Origin of the sequence: Allotabrizicola aquatica (SeqCode) (assembly GCF_965194375.1) — a bacterium.
GTDB classification, from domain to species: Bacteria; Pseudomonadota; Alphaproteobacteria; order Rhodobacterales; family Rhodobacteraceae; genus Tabrizicola_A; species Tabrizicola_A aquatica.
The window spans coordinates 1-14,329 of sequence record NZ_CBDAEL010000016.1; the positions used below are offsets into that span (position 1 = coordinate 1).

Annotated in this window: 13 protein-coding genes and 2 pseudogenes; 7 read left to right on the top strand and 8 right to left on the bottom strand. The window is 60.5% G+C overall.

Annotation, left to right across the window (positions count from 1 at the left end; translation table 11 throughout):
- The 5 genes and pseudogenes from AC72UB_RS13005 to AC72UB_RS13025 form a co-directional block, all read left to right on the top strand.
- The coding region (locus tag AC72UB_RS13005; RefSeq protein WP_505190165.1) for a transposase at positions 1–415 on the top strand (415 nt) is incomplete at its 5' end.
- Positions 416–690: 275 nt separating this feature from the next.
- Complete coding sequence (locus AC72UB_RS13010; protein ID WP_505190166.1) at positions 691–1,539, top strand: FAD binding domain-containing protein; 849 nt, start codon at positions 691–693, stop codon at positions 1,537–1,539.
- Position 1,540: 1 nt separating this feature from the next.
- A complete protein-coding gene (locus AC72UB_RS13015) occupies positions 1,541–2,005 on the top strand; it encodes a (2Fe-2S)-binding protein (RefSeq protein ID WP_505190167.1) in 465 nt (154 codons plus the stop codon).
- Positions 2,002–4,401 (top strand): xanthine dehydrogenase family protein molybdopterin-binding subunit, encoded by a 2,400-nt coding sequence (locus tag AC72UB_RS13020; protein WP_505190168.1) that lies wholly within the window; start codon positions 2,002–2,004, stop codon positions 4,399–4,401. Before AC72UB_RS13015 ends, AC72UB_RS13020 begins: the two co-directional genes overlap by 4 nt.
- A gap of 17 nt (positions 4,402–4,418) precedes the next feature.
- Positions 4,419–4,622, top strand: a pseudogene (locus AC72UB_RS13025) (IS6 family transposase); the annotation flags it as partial.
- Positions 4,623–4,770: 148 nt separating this feature from the next.
- On the opposite strand, the gene AC72UB_RS13030 reads toward AC72UB_RS13025, so the two are convergent.
- The 4 genes from AC72UB_RS13030 to AC72UB_RS13045 all read right to left on the bottom strand — a co-directional run bounded on the left by AC72UB_RS13030 (position 4,771) and on the right by AC72UB_RS13045 (position 9,811).
- Positions 4,771–5,748: an ABC transporter permease gene (locus AC72UB_RS13030; protein ID WP_505190169.1), complete on the bottom strand. Its 978-nt coding sequence runs from the start codon at positions 5,746–5,748 to the stop codon at positions 4,771–4,773.
- Positions 5,745–7,247, bottom strand: a complete 1,503-nt coding sequence (locus AC72UB_RS13035; protein WP_505190170.1) for a sugar ABC transporter ATP-binding protein — start codon at positions 7,245–7,247, stop codon at positions 5,745–5,747. The genes AC72UB_RS13030 and AC72UB_RS13035 overlap by 4 nt, the downstream gene beginning before the upstream one ends.
- Before the next feature lie 76 nt (positions 7,248–7,323).
- The gene (locus AC72UB_RS13040; RefSeq protein WP_505190171.1) at positions 7,324–8,235 is read right to left on the bottom strand and encodes a substrate-binding domain-containing protein; all 912 of its coding nucleotides are present in this window, start codon (positions 8,233–8,235) and stop codon (positions 7,324–7,326) included.
- Positions 8,236–8,314: 79 nt separating this feature from the next.
- A complete protein-coding gene (locus AC72UB_RS13045; RefSeq protein ID WP_505190172.1) occupies positions 8,315–9,811 on the bottom strand; it encodes a xylulokinase in 1,497 nt (498 codons plus the stop codon).
- A gap of 339 nt (positions 9,812–10,150) precedes the next feature.
- Here AC72UB_RS13045 and AC72UB_RS13050 point away from each other — a divergent pair.
- Positions 10,151–10,351 (top strand): annotated as a pseudogene (locus AC72UB_RS13050) (IS6 family transposase); the annotation flags it as partial.
- A gap of 986 nt (positions 10,352–11,337) precedes the next feature.
- On the opposite strand, the gene AC72UB_RS13055 reads toward AC72UB_RS13050, so the two are convergent.
- A complete protein-coding gene (locus AC72UB_RS13055) occupies positions 11,338–11,619 on the bottom strand; it encodes an HGGxSTG domain-containing protein (protein WP_505190173.1) in 282 nt (93 codons plus the stop codon).
- 199 nt (positions 11,620–11,818) lie between these two features.
- On the opposite strand from AC72UB_RS13055, the gene AC72UB_RS13060 reads away from it, so the two are divergent.
- Positions 11,819–12,043 (top strand): hypothetical protein, encoded by a 225-nt coding sequence (locus AC72UB_RS13060; protein ID WP_505190174.1) that lies wholly within the window; start codon positions 11,819–11,821, stop codon positions 12,041–12,043.
- Between the two features lie 139 nt (positions 12,044–12,182).
- Here the strand turns inward: AC72UB_RS13060 and AC72UB_RS13065 are convergent, their stop codons facing one another.
- The 3 genes from AC72UB_RS13065 to AC72UB_RS13075 all read right to left on the bottom strand — a co-directional run.
- Positions 12,183–12,725, bottom strand: coding sequence for a DUF2478 domain-containing protein (locus AC72UB_RS13065; RefSeq protein WP_505190175.1), 543 nt, complete (start codon positions 12,723–12,725; stop codon positions 12,183–12,185).
- Positions 12,726–12,800: 75 nt separating this feature from the next.
- Positions 12,801–14,132 carry an arsenate reductase (azurin) large subunit gene (locus AC72UB_RS13070; protein WP_505190177.1) on the bottom strand — a complete coding sequence of 444 codons (1,332 nt, stop codon included), beginning with the start codon at positions 14,130–14,132 and terminating at the stop codon, positions 12,801–12,803.
- Between the two features lie 10 nt (positions 14,133–14,142).
- Positions 14,143–14,329 (bottom strand): ATP-binding protein (locus AC72UB_RS13075; RefSeq protein ID WP_505190176.1); only part of this gene is annotated, 187 nt, incomplete at its 5' end.

Consider the following 14,329-nt stretch of genomic DNA (forward strand, 5'->3'; position numbering starts at 1 on the left):
CAAGGTGCTGGCCTGGCGGATATCCAACACGCTGGAAGCCGACTTCTGCGTGGAGGCTTTGAACGAGGCGATCCATAAGTTCGGCCCGCCCGAGATCATGAACACGGATCAGGGCAGCCAGTTCACGTCCTTCGTCTGGACTGACAGGCTGAAACGGGTTGGCACCCGGATCTCTATGGACGGCAAAGGGCGCTGCATCGACAACATCTTCATCGAGCGCCTGTGGCGGTCCCTGAAGTATGAATGCGTCTATCTGCACGCCTGGGAAACCGGATCGCAGGCACGGGTCGGCATCGGGCGCTGGATCACCTTCTACAACCACCAACGCCCTCACACTGCCCATGGCGGCCAACCGCCCGCCGTGGTCTACTTTAACCGCATTGAAACCGATCAGCAGGTGCAGGCAGTAGCTTAAACAACCCGGAAAGCTGTCCAAGAGTTGGGGAGTAGCTCAAGGTGAACGCTGAACTTTGCTCTGTCATGGATGGGGAAAACTGTTCGCCCTAAAGCCCTGTGCGCTGGGATCCATCTGCACCAGAGCGATTTATGCTAAAAGATAGGCTAAATTATGCTGGCCGCTGCACAAAGACCATTTGAGCGTCTGCGATCAAGCCGTTGTGCGCAGAGGGACTAGACAGCCGCATTTGATGCCATACGGTATGTGATGTTCATTTCGGGGGCGACGCGACAATGGCTCAGACGAGTTATGACGAAATCATCACCCCGCAAACGCTGGCTGATGCTGTGGCGGCGATGGCGGGGGGCGCGGTTCCGATTGCCGGCGCGACTTGGATTTCGCGCGCCCCGCTGCGCCACGAGGCGGTGCCCGAACGGCTGATGTCCCTGCGTGGGTTGACCGATCTTGCAGAGCTGAACGTCGGTTCAGAGCAGGCGATCCTTGGGGCGATGGTCACACATGACGCACTGGCAAGGGCCTTGGCGGGGCAGCCCGATTTGGCCGGGCTCGTAACGGCAGCAGGCACTTCGGCGAACCCCGGTGTCCGCCGGATCGCAACGTTGGGCGGCAATCTAGGGACGGCGGGATTTGCGGCGTCTGACCTTGTGCCCGCGCTGATGGCCGCCGATGCGACGGTGGTCTCGGCAACGGGGTATGGCCTGCAATCGCTGCCCGTGGCGGCGTTTTTGGCGGCGCGCGACAGGTCTGCATCCGCGGGCCTGATCGTGCGGGTCGAGATTGCCCGATCCCAGCGCCGCGCGGCCCATGCGCGCCTGCCGATGCGCAAGGCAGGGGACTATCCTTGCGCCATCGTCAGCGTCTCAGCTGAGCTTTCCGGCGGGCAGATCAAGGACATTCGCATCGCCGTTGGCGCAGTCGAAGCAACCGCCCGCCGCTGGTCATCGCTGGAAGCGCGGCTGATCGGAACGATCTTCGATCCCGCCCTTGCCGAAGCGGCGGCGCAAGAAATGACCGCCGACTTTGCCGCGCGCGACGCCGTCGATGCGCCGGGATGGTATCGCCTATCTGTGCTTCCGGTGCTGCTGCGCCGCGCCTTAACCAAGATACAAGCCGAGGTGTGACATGCCCATCGAACTTACCCTGAACGGCGAGACCGTCACGCTGGAGATCGACCCGCGCACCCCGCTGCTGGATGTCTTGCGCGACCGACAGCGCCTCACCGGCGCAAAGGCCGTCTGCCGCGAAGGGTTTTGCGGGGCCTGCACCGTCCACATCGATGGCGAGGCCGTGCCGTCTTGCCTGCGCCCCATCGGCCTGTTGTACGGATGCAGCATCGTCACAGTCGAAGGCTTGGCGCCGCCCGGCACGTTGAACCGCGTGCAACAGGCCCTCATCGACCATGACGTCGTGCAATGCGGGATGTGCTTTCCGGGGATGGTGATGACCTTAACCGACTTTCTAGACCGCGAACCCAACCCCGACCGTGATCAGATTAAGGCTTCGCTCGTGGGCAACATCTGCCGCTGCACGGGATACGAGCGGATCATCGACGCTGTCCTGTCGATTCATGCGGAGGGTGCGGCGTGAACCGGCCCACAGATTCCCGCTCTGTCGTGATGAACCTGCCGCGCCGCGATGCGCTGGACAAGCTGACGGGGCGGACGCGCTACACCTCTGACCTTGGCGCAGAGGTGCTGCATGCGGCCATCGTGCGCTCCACCGTGGCCTCAGCCCGAGTTTTGCGGATGGATTTTTCCCCTGCGCTTGCGATGAAAGGTGTACGGGCCATCGCGCAGGCCGGTGATGCGCCGGGTCTCTTTGGCATCGGGATCGCGGATCACCCGCTGCTGAACGGAAGCCGCATCCGCTTCAAAGGCGAACCTTTGGCCGCGATTGCGGCGGATACGCTGGATATTGCCCGCGCGGCAGCAGCGGCAGTGATCGTGGAAACCGAACCCCTGCCCGCCGTGATGACGATGGCCGAAGCGCTTTCCCCTGACGCCCCCATCATACACCCCGATTGGAAAGCCTACGAACTTCTGCGCGAAGGCGGCATCCGGGGTGGCAATGTCGCGTGGGAGGCGCGGGTGATCCGTGGCGATACTGACGCGGCCTTTGCTCGGCCAGATGTTACCATCGTCGAAGACTGCTTTCAGGTCGGACGTCAAAACCAACTGCCGTTCGAACCCCGCTGTGCAGTGGCAAGCTATGAGGATGGCCGCTACCACATCCACACCTCAACCCAAGTGCCGTGGACGGTGCGCGCCGTGACCGCCAAGGCGCTTGGCGTGCTGCCTTCGCGCGTGCGGGTGACGGTGCCGGCGGTAGGGGGTGGGTTTGGCCTGAAATTTGATTGCACCATCGAACCCATCGCCGCAGTTTTGGCGCAAAAGACCGGGCGTACCGTCTCGCTCGTGCATTCGCGCGAGGAGGAAAACCTGACCTGCCTCTGTCGCGAGAATGCCGAAGTGCGCATCCGCTCTGCCGTAACGGCAGCAGGCGAGATCGTCGGGCGCGAGGCGACGGTGCTGATGGATTGCGGGGCCTATGGTGGCGAGCAGGTCTTTCTGACCACCATGACCGCCCATACGCTGGGCGGAAATTACAAGCTGGGGTCGGTCCGGTTGAACAGCCGTGCAGTCTATACCAACACGCCGCCCAATGGGGCCTTCCGGGCCTGCAACGGCGTTTACAACACGTTCTTCCTTGAACGGCATACCGACAACATCGCTAAGGCGATCGGGATGCACCCGCTCGAATTGCGCCGCCTCGCGGTGCTCGGGGATGGCGACATTGGCGCGACGGGACAGGTGTTTCAGGGCGATGTGCTGCGACCAATGCTGGACCGGATGGATGCGTTGATCGCCCGGACGCCAGATCAACACAAAAAGGCGCAAGGCCGTCTTTACGGGCGCGCGACGACGGTCGGGACATGGTTTGTCTTCGTCGGGCCGTCTTCGGCGACGGTCAATCTGAACGCCGATGGCAGTGCCACGCTCGTGACATCGGGGGTCGAGATCGGATCGGGCACGATGGTTCAATCGCTTCCCCAGATCGTCGCCGCGACCCTTGGCCTGTCACCGGATGAGGTGATCGTGAAAGCCGCGGATACCGATGCTGCTGGCCGTGATCTGGGCGTCGGCGGCGGGCGGGCCACAGTATCCATTGGCGCGGCCAGCAAGATGGCGGCGGAGCGGGTGCGGGACCAGATTCTGGATGTCGCGGCGGAGATGTTGCAAGCGCAGCCCGAAGACCTGATCCTGACCAAAGGCCGCATTGAAATCGCGGGCCACCCCGGCACTGGCATGGCGATCACCACCGCTATCGCGCGGGCCGAGGCGCTTTTGGGCCCTGTGTCTGGTAATGGCAACTTCACCGCACCGGGCGTTCCCGCAATGCCGGGCTGCGCGGCGGGCCATTTCATCGATGCCATCGATATCCCGGTCTTTGCCGTCCACGACTGCGAGGTGGCCGTCGATCCCGATACCGGCCATGTCGAGGTGCTGAGCTACAAGGTGGTGCAGGATGTTGGCCTTGCGCTGAACCCGCGCGCGATCCACAGCCAGATACAGGGCGGTGTCGTTCAGGGGCTGGGCTACGCGCTGCACGAAAAGATCACTGTCGGCCCGGATGGCGCATTGGAACAGCCGGGTTTCGAACACTACCTCGTGCCTTTGGCGGGGGATGTCGTGCCTGTGGAGATCGACCTTTACGAAGGTGCCCCTTCCATCGGGCCCCTAGGCACCAAAGGCGCGGGCGAAGTGCCAATCCTGAACGTCGGCGCAACCGTCGCTTGCGCTGTCGCGCGCGCAATTGGCCGCGATGTCAGCGAACTGCCCCTCACGCCACCCCACGTTTTGTCTCTGATCCAAGGGCGGACTGGCCGCATTGAGCATCCGCAGATATCTGCTCAATGGTCAGAGAACCTGTTGGGTGCAGGGTCGTCAAACTGCAGCGCAGCAAACAGCCGTCCAAAAGAATGAGGGAACTGTTGGCTTAGTCTTCGAATACCGGGTTGCCACTCCGACGACGTGAGCGTGCCATGTTGCGGTTTCAAAGTATGCGAACCTTGCAGAAATTCGCGTCAGTCCATGCCTCGATCCACAACCACTTTCCGACGGAGCGTCACCTCCAAAACCGCGTTCACTTCAAAAAGTCACGCGCCGCCGCTCTAGCCGAGTGGCGCGGCCTTCTTGCGACCTAATGCCCGAGTTGGGCTGGGTAAAAGGAGACTGGTTCGCATTTGTCTTACAGCACCAGCTGGACTGGGGAAACAGAGACTGGTTCGCATGAGTCTTGCAGCAACTCTACGACCACGGTCTGGCATTCGGCGAAAAGGCCTTGGCCGCCGGTCAGGTCCGGCGCTGGCCGAAGGCCGATATGGCCACTGCAGACACCACGATGGCCCCGATTAGAATCTCGCGAACGTAACTGTCCACGTTCATCTGTGTCAGCCCATTGTCGAGTGTCCCGAGGATCAGCACACCGACGAGGGTTGCCAAGACGCGTGGCTCACCCTCACGCCCCATGGTCATGCCCAGGAACACCGCCGCGATGGCATCAAGCATTAGGCCCGCCCCTTGGGTAGGATTCGCTGAGGCGACACGGCTGGCATACATCAACCCGGCCACCGCGGCCCCTAGACCGGTCAAGCCGAAGGCCATCAGTCGCAGGCGACGGGTATTGATGCCAGCAAGTTCAGCCGCCACGCGGTTGCCTCCAATGGCATAAAGCCTGCGGCCAAAGGTCGTCTGCTCTAGCAACAGCCAGACAACCAGCAGGACGATCACCGCTGCAAGCGTCATCAGTGGCAGCTTTGCCCCCTCTAGCCCAATTGCATCAAGTGGGATGCCAAAGCGTGCAAAACCGGCAAACTCTGCTGGGATGTCGCGGCCAAAGATCGTCTTGCCATCGCTGATCATGAAGGCCGCGCCTGAAAACATCGTCAGCGTTCCCAGCGTGGCGATAAAGGGCAAAATGCCGATATAGGCGACCAGAAAACCGTTTAAGACGCCACCCAGCAATCCCACGGCAAGTGCCGCACAGACACCGACCCAGACAGGTTGGCCAGCCGCGAAAAGCACCGCCGCGACGATCCCGGCGAGGCTGGCGGTTGACCCAACACTGAGATCGAAATCGTTCATCACCATCACGATGGTCATTGTGAATGCGGCCACCGCCAGCATGGAAATCTGCTGCGAGATGTTCAGAAAGTTCTGAGCTGTCGGAAACGTCTCAGGCAGACGCCAGGCGAAAAAGAGAGTTATCGCCAGAAGGCCGAAGAACGTGCCCCACTGACGCAGAGCGGTGGAAAGGGTCCGGCTCTTCATGCAACCTCCGCTGCGTAGATGCGCGATAGCAGATCGGCAGGCGTCATGGCCTGTCGGTCAAGAATGGCCACCTGACGTCCGCTTTGCAGGATAAGGATGCGGTCGGACAGGCCCAAAAGCTCAACTAAATCAGACGAGGCAAGGATGACTGCGGTGCCCGAATTGCTAAGTGTACGGATCAGGCCGTGGATTTCCGCGCGCGCGCCGACATCGACGCCGCGTGTCGGTTCCTCAAGCAGCAAGAGCTTTGGGTTTTTGGCAATGGCGCGGGCAAAAAGTACCTTTTGCTGGTTGCCACCACTCAGTTGGCCCACTGGCTGCTCTGTTCCTTGAAACCGTAGACGAACCTGATCTGCAAGTGTCTGGGTCCGAGCCACTTCGGCACGTTTACGGGCCAACAAGCCGTAATCGCCCAGATGCGGGAAAAGTGCGTTGGGCCGGACGCCCATGCCCAACATCAGCCCCTGACTGCGGCGTTCGCGTGGGACATAGGCGATGCCCTGCGCCCAAGCTTGTCCTGGGCTTTTCGGCGCAGGCCCTCCAAACACCTCAAGAACGCCTTGTTGGGCGCGGCCTTGGCCAAGGATCAGGCGCAAAAACGCCGTTTGCCCCGCCTCATCCAGCCCAGCCACTCCCAAAATTTCGCCTTCAGCCAGCGAAAGGTCGAGACCGGTTAGGTCACGGGTTGCCAGAGCCCTGATGCGGCACGCCACGCCTTTACCTACAGCGGTGGTGCGACAGGGGATCGCGTCAGACACCGGCTTGCCAGTCATGGCCGCAATGATTTTCTCGCGATTGGTCTTTGCAATCTCGGTTGTCAGCACATGCCGCCCATCTCGCAACACGGTGACATCGTCGCAGATTTGGAGAACCTCGTTCATCCGGTGCGAGACATAGAGCACCCCAGCTCCCCGCTCCTTTAGCCGGGCGATGACGTCAAAAAGCTTGGTCGATTCTGATGCCGTCAGCGCGGCGGTGGGTTCGTCGAAAACATAGAGGCAAGGCTCTGGCGAGCCCGCGTCCGCGACCAGCGCTGAGGCGATGCGGGTTAGCATGCGATCCCCTGTGGCCAAAGACCCCGCCTGCAGGCGCACGTCGATATGGTCCGCACCCAGAAAAGACAGCGCGGATGCCGCTTTATCCTGAAGGCTCCGCCAGTCGATAAACGCACCAAACCGAAGGGGGGCGGGATGACCCAGCAGCACATTTTCCGCCACAGACAGTTGCGGAACGATGTTCAATTCCTGATGGATGAAGCGAAAACCAGCATTTGTTGCCTCCGCCGCATTTCGCAGTGGCACTCCTACGCCATCTCGCAGAACCGTCAGCCGGTCTGCGGGCACAACCCCGGCAATCAGCTTGATCAACGTACTTTTCCCGGCCCCGTTTTCCCCCATCAGGGCATGAACGCGACCCGAGGACAGCGACAGCGTCACATCAGACAGCGCCGGAACACCGCCATAGGCCTTTGTCAGGCCCTGAAAGCAAAGGGTCTGCATCCTGGCCCCTAAAGCTGTTTGAAACAAAACGGCGCGCGCCCTGCCGCTCAGCAAGGCGCGCGCCGAATTCGGGGTGTTATTGCGCCGCGTTGACGGCGGTCACCATCACGGTCGAGACATAGATGACTGGTTCCTTGATCGTCTCGCCCTTCATGGCGCGACCTGCAGCATCAGCAGCGGCGGCACCAATCCCAGCAAAATCCTGCGCAACGGACGCTTCAAAGTTGCCGCCGGCAGCGATGGCTTCACGCGCTTGTGGGTTGGCGTCGATCCCGGTGATCACGATGCCTTCACCTTGACGGCCTGCAGCCTCGATGGCCTGCAAAGCGCCCAGAGCGGGTTGGTCCCAAGCTGCCCAGACTGCCGAGATCGAACCAGGCTCCGGGTTTGCGGCAAGGATTGCCTCCATCTTGGCGCGGCTGTCGGCGATGCCGCCATCCTGCACATCCGGGGTCACGCGATCCAGCACCTTGATGTCGGGATGGTTGGCAAAGACCGCATCCGCGATCGCGCCGCGCACCTGCACGGGCGGAAAGGCGTCAAACACGAACATGACGACATTGCCCTTACCACCGATACGGTTCGCAACATAGACAGAGGTTTCAGCGGCCATTGCATAGCCGTTCGAGGTGACGTTGGTGACGAGCAACGGATCGCTGCCCGCATCCATACCAATCACCGGAATGCCGGCATCTTTGGCGACCTGTAGCCCCGCCGCGACCTGCGCGGGATCAACGTTAACTACGATCGCGTCAACCTTCTGGGTCACCGCATCTTCAATCCGAGCAATTACGGCCGCAACATCGCCTACTGTATCGACCACATTTACTGTCCAGCCTGATTTGGCTGCCTGAGCCTGAAAGCCCTCGACGTAAGCCTGCGTTCCCGGTTGGGCGAGATAGGGCGTGATCACCGCCACGGTTTCCGCCCAAAGCGCCCCTGCCGACAACGCAAGCGCTGCGACCGAGCCTAGTATCGTCCGTTTCATTCGTCATCCTCCCCTGGATGTTTTATTGATAGCCAATCGTGGCGAGATTTCTCGATATGACTTTATCGCGTGTCCGGAATCAACTGCCGTTTCTGGCCTCATTTGATTGGCGTGAGGCAAGGGTCAGCAACCTCGCATTCAGGGCTGCATTCGCAGTGATGGCGTCCGTGTAGATCCCAAATAGATCGTCATAAAGCGTTCGCTTTGCAGGATCGGGCGCCACTGGCGGCTCAAACCGGGCAAGGGACTGTTGGGCCGAACGGAGATCGTGGACAAGGCCAGCGCCCAAAGCTGCAAGAGCCGCTGCCCCGATAAGACCCGGTTCGTTGACCGAAAGCCGCGCCAACGGGCGGCCCAGCACATCCGCTTTAATCTGCAGCCAGATGTCGGACCGAAAGCCTCCGCCACCGCAGGTCAGCATGGCAGGACGATGCCCAGACGAGGACTCCAGCGCGCCAATCACATGACGCGCCGAAAAGGCCACCCCTTCCATCACTGCGCGGGCAAGGTCGGGAAGGCTGCTGGCCGAATCCATCCCCAGAATCACGCCGCGCAGGGAGGGGTCCCAAAGCGGAGCACGCTCGCCCTGTAAATGCGGTAGGAACAGCGGTGTCAGCGGCGTGCGGGGATTCGCGCTCACGAGATCGCTCGCCGCTTCTGCGCTGATCCCTGCCCAACTACAGAACCACGCCAAGGCAGCTCCGCCCGCCTGTGTTGGCCCAGCATGCAGGCGCAGACCTGCAAGTTCGTCAAACACGATCACGCCCGGCGTGGGATGCACAGTGGCGCTGGCGATGCCCAGAACTTCACTTGTACCGCTGACATGAACGCCCGCACCTTCGGCACTACCGCCCGCGCCATAAAGCGCGCACCAACCGTCCATCGTCCCCGTCACCACCGGCAGGCCCGCAAGCGGCCCGCCTGTCCTGCCTTGTCCCATCACAGCCTGCGGTGCCGCCAAGGGCGCCATCCGTTCCGCCGCCCCTGGAACAAGGGCCAACACCTCAGCGATATAGCCCGCGCGATTGGTCAAGCCGATGTTGGACTGTGGATCCGTCGCCATGGTGCCGGTTAGGTGGTGCAAACAGTAATCCTTCGGCAGCACAACCCAGCGGGTACGCTCCCAAATCTCAGGCTGATGTCGTGAGACCCAAAGCATCCGAGCCAACGCATGGCTGGCATCAATGGGCATCGGCGCGCCCCACCAAGCAATCTTCTGAGCTACGGTTAGGCGTGCATCCAACTCTGCCGCTTCGGCGGCGGCGCGGGTGTCGGCCCAAGTGATCGCGGGGATTAACGGGCGGGCCTCGACATCCAAAAACACATGGGTATTGACCTGACTTGTCAGGCCGATGGCCTGCACCCCAGCTAGTGAACCCCTTGCAGTGAAATCGGCTAAGGCTGCGTCGATTCGGGCTAACCAATCCTGCGGGTTTTGTTCGACCCGCGACATGGCCGGTCTCGATGTCGGATAGGTCGCGCCAAAGGCCACATGTTTTGAGCCGTCAACACCAAGGACTATCCCCTTTACCGAGGTGGTTCCGACATCAATCCCAAGGATCGTCTCAAACCCCATGTGGCACGCCCTCCTATGTGCAAAAAATGACGGTTTTCGGCCCATCTGGCCCTGAAATGCCTTTGTGACCGCAGTTGCGCTCGATCACAACGTCGTTCGCCCGAGTAAGAGTGATTGGGTTCGATGGTGTCCGGAACAAGAGCAACCCTCTGCACCGGTTCAGCCCAAAAGTCGGCGACGTTTTGGCCCATCACAAATGCACCTATCAGGAGGAGAAAACCGCGTCCGTGCACGGTGACCCGCTCGCGCAGTACTTTGGCTGTCAGGGCGAACCGCTGTGCGGGCGTTGTCAGCGGAACTTTGTTTTAGGCGGTTATGGCGCTTCGAGAGTCTTTCGGGATGACCAATCGTTTCCCTTTACACTTTTTCAAAACGAGCCCCGAAATCATCCGCGTGATGGTGACGTTGTACATTCGATTCCCGCTGTCACTCCACAACATCGACGACCTGTTGGACGAACGAGGGGTCGAGATCAGTCATGAAACGGTGCGCTACTGGTGGAACCGGTTTAGCACGATTTTTGCTTCACATATCCGCAAGGGCTTGGATGGCTTTGGTCGCGTTCTCACTCGGAACTAACAACGACCACGCGTCTATACTGAGAGCGAGTTGGGTGCCTGAGGTATTCCCTCCGTCCTTTGCATATCGCAAACCTGAGACCATGCACACGATAAGACCCTTATTTTCTTGTTCGCAGGTGATTAGCAACGCCGTCCGAATTTCAGAGACTGGCGTTTCGGTCGAAATCGGTCTCGGAACGCCCCTCGCCGCTTTCCATCCGCCCTTCATTCAAATTGAAGCGGATTCAAAACGTGTTTTGCTTTTAGCATGTTGGGGAAGAAAAACTGCCCTGCAGTTGAAGCGGATTGGTCTGCTGTCGGTGCGAACAGATACACTAGAAGGCGGCGTAGTCGTGCGGGTCTGGGCGAATCTCGGCGCAGCTCGCGCCACGGAGCAAGATGACGCAATGGGCGGGAAGCGGACCCATCCATTCCGGCGAACTCATTGGAAGGCAAATAAAAGCAACCGTTCACCGGATGGCGTTGACCGCCGAAAACCTCGCGCTTTGACCTTGAGATTGTCGGCGTCGAGGCATTAACCTGACCTGCCGGGTTGCGCTGTGGGGTGTGCGTTAGCGCGCTACGCGGCAACCTGAATTGTAGGTTCTTCAACGTATCCTGCCCCCGCAACCAGACTTTTTGTAAGCAAAAACAAACACATATGCCTCCCTCGCGGGAGGCTTCGTCGTTTGTGGTGTCTGGGCGTTGCCGCGTTCGTTGCCGCGTTCGAATGTTGCTTGGCGGTGACCTAAGAGGCACTTCGCCATAAACAAGAGCCAGCAAACAGATACGAGGGTCGGCTTACACTGTGGTTTATCGTCACCCGCGTAGCCCCCCCCATCAAAAAAATCCGGACTTTGCCAACCCCACTGGGGGGTACCCCCCCTGAAAGCCCAAGGTACCAGGCAGGCGCATGTATACTATCCGAGACGAACGCCGGGCACTTTGATGCGTTGGGAACTGGTGTCAGGGGGTATGGCCAATACCCTTGATGTAGTGCTCCAATTCTCGCAACTCTCGGAGCTTCTCGGCGCGAACCTCACGCAGCGCGCGCGTCTCCCAGCCATGCACGGTTCTCGCCTCAGCGCACCTTGCCCTGCCTGCGGCTGTTCTCGGCCCTGTAGAGGCCCCTCCGTGGGCTAGGCATACCGCCTTACCCCGCATCGCAGCTTTGCGGCATTGTTCGCCAGAGCGCTTAGAACGCGCCTTGCAGCGACAGGCGGAGGAGGAGGAGCCGAAGAGGTGCATGACGGAATGGTATCATCTGTGACGCATCGGGCAAAGCTGAGTATCCGAGTGGTTTTTAAATCCAGTTGACGAGCTAGCCTCTCAGAGAATCAAATGCAAAACGATCACGCCAACCTCAGGATACCGCCCCAGCGCGGATCAGGCCCAAGATCCGCATATCCTGCGCGCCATCGGACGGGCATGGGGTTGGTGGCGGCGGATGGATGCCGGTGAGTTCGCCACCATTCAGGAACTGGCCGAGGCCGTTGGACTTGCCAAACGCCATGTCAGCCGACAGCTTCGATTAGCTTATCTGGCGCCTGAAGTGTTGAAACGGCTAGTGTTTGGTCGGGAAGTTACGGCCGTTACGGTTCTGCAGCTCACCGAGAGCGCCGCGTTGCCGTGGCACGAACAGTCACCGATCGTATTTGAGGCAACGAGTTAACGCGATCGGCCCTAACCGGCCTTTTGACCGAGAAGCGATGCTTCGACGCAGCTTCCCTAAAGCAGTCATTCGTGGGCGGAGCAGCATTGTTGCGTGCTAGAGATCACGGGCCCCGTGATCGCGGTGCGATCCTTCAAGATTAGGAATGCAGTTCGAACTGCTTGTGGGGTTGGTCGTCGCAGTTGGCGAACAAATTCGCCCAATCAGGGATGACATTGCAATCCGCCGGCACTGCGGTCGCAATCCCGTCGGCGAAGCGATCGAACGCCTCCTTGTTGAGGGAATTCAGCCCGACCAGAACCGGCACGCCAAGATCGATCGCGCGCGCGATCAGCGTGCGAAATCCACGACCTTCGGCCTCTTGCTTGCCGAATTTGTTGATGTTCATCAGATCGGCCCCGAGATCGAGCCTGCGCCCGACCGCCTCTACCGCCATCTCGAGCGAACCCGCATCAAATCGACACCCGTGCGCCCCAGGTCCTCGGTGCTGCGATATCCGGAGAACAGGGCCGTCCAGAAGAACCACCAGGTCCATGTCGCGAGCAGGACTGTCAGGGCGTGGTGTATTCTTCCGCACGGTCTCGCAGATGCGGACGCCGACACCGGCAAGCTGGTTGGCGATCCGCGCGAGAAGCGGATCGGTTTCTCCCCGCGTGGGGGACATGATGTAGGCAAGCTTCATTCAGCTGCCCCTTGTGTCAGGTCGTCAGATCGAAGATGCGCCCGTAACCTTCCGTCCGGGTTGCGGGCGCGCATGTCAAAGTGCAACTTCCCACGACTTGAAGCTCAGCTTCCTGGTTGAGGGGCTTGCCGTCGCGATCTTGCGAATATCGCCCCAGGTTTGCTTGTAGTTGGGCAAGATCAGTTCGTTCGTGCCCGAGTTGACGACGTTTCCCTGCGTGCCTGCCGGTGCGCCGAACACCATGAAGGTCTCGTTCGGACGCGCGGTCGGTTCGATATAAACCATCGCCTGGGTAGCGCCGACATCGTTGTAAACCTCGGCCATGTCGCCATTTTCGAGGCTAAGCTCGGCGGCATCCGCCGGATTGATCTGGAGAAATGGGAACGGGAAGCGGTCGGCAACGAAATCGTTGTCCTGATCGAGGAACCAGTTCTGCCAGTTGACGTTCGAGCGGCCATTATTAACCAGGAAACGGTAGTTTGCCTGTTGCTGCGCCTTTCCCGGTGCCTGAAGGCCGCGCCACGCACCCAGACAGAACAGCGCCCTTCCATCTTCACGACCGTGCCGCGTGAACCTTCCATCGGTGTAGAGGCGGGGCGTGCCAAGCAGTTTTCCATCCTCAAACCCCGTGACCGGCTCTTGCACACCGTTGTTGCCCATGACCCGCAGGCGCTCATAGGTCACGTCGGGATTGCCCTGATGATAGCCGTCCATGAAGGCGTCTTCCTCGGACGCCCAATCGAAGCCCGTGAACTGGGCGGCATACTCGGTGCGGCCTCCCTCGGTCAGCACACGCTCCAGATGGTTGGCTATGCGCGCGGCAATCAGGCAGTCGGGCATGGCCTGGCCCGGCCCGTCCATGTATTTCTCGACTAGCCGCAGGCGCCGCTCGCCGTTCATCGACGTCAGGTTCATCTCGCCCGATTCAACCGCCGGCAAGATGACATGGGCCTGTTGGCCGATCTGGCTGTGGATGATGTCGACATCGACGCTGAACAAGCCCCCGGCATCGATCGCGGCCACAATGGCATCGACCAGTTCGGCGCGACTTGCGCCGACAAGGGCATCCATGGCTTCCTTCACCATGTTGGTGCGGCGATTATACTCGCGCTTGAAGGCGCCGGCGTTGAGCGTTGTCTTGTAGTGGTCGTTCGCCCAGATGTGGTGGACCTTGCCCCGGCCCGCGATAATCAGTTGGTCGATATAGGGCGCGGGACGGCCGACATGGGCATCCGAGGGGCGGTAATACCCCTCCTGGTGCCCGCCCAAGCGGCAGCACCCGCCGCCCTCCCGGCCAAGGTTGCCCGTGGCCAGCGCAATGTTCACCAAGGCTCCAACGGTTCGGTGTTGATTTTCACCCAGACCGGAGCCGGTTTTTTCACCGAGAAGTGAGCCACCTCTGATTATGGATTTTGGTTCATGCTGGGGTCAAGGGCGTGTTTGTCTCCTTCTTTTTGCGGGCTGCAACGGCTGAGCTTGCCTTGAAGCGAAAGCTGTCGTTTCCGGTTTCAAGGATGTGACAGCGGTGAGTAAGGCGGTCGAGCAAGGCGGTGGTCATCTTTGCATCACCGAAGACCATAGCCCATTCGCTGAAGCTCAGGTTG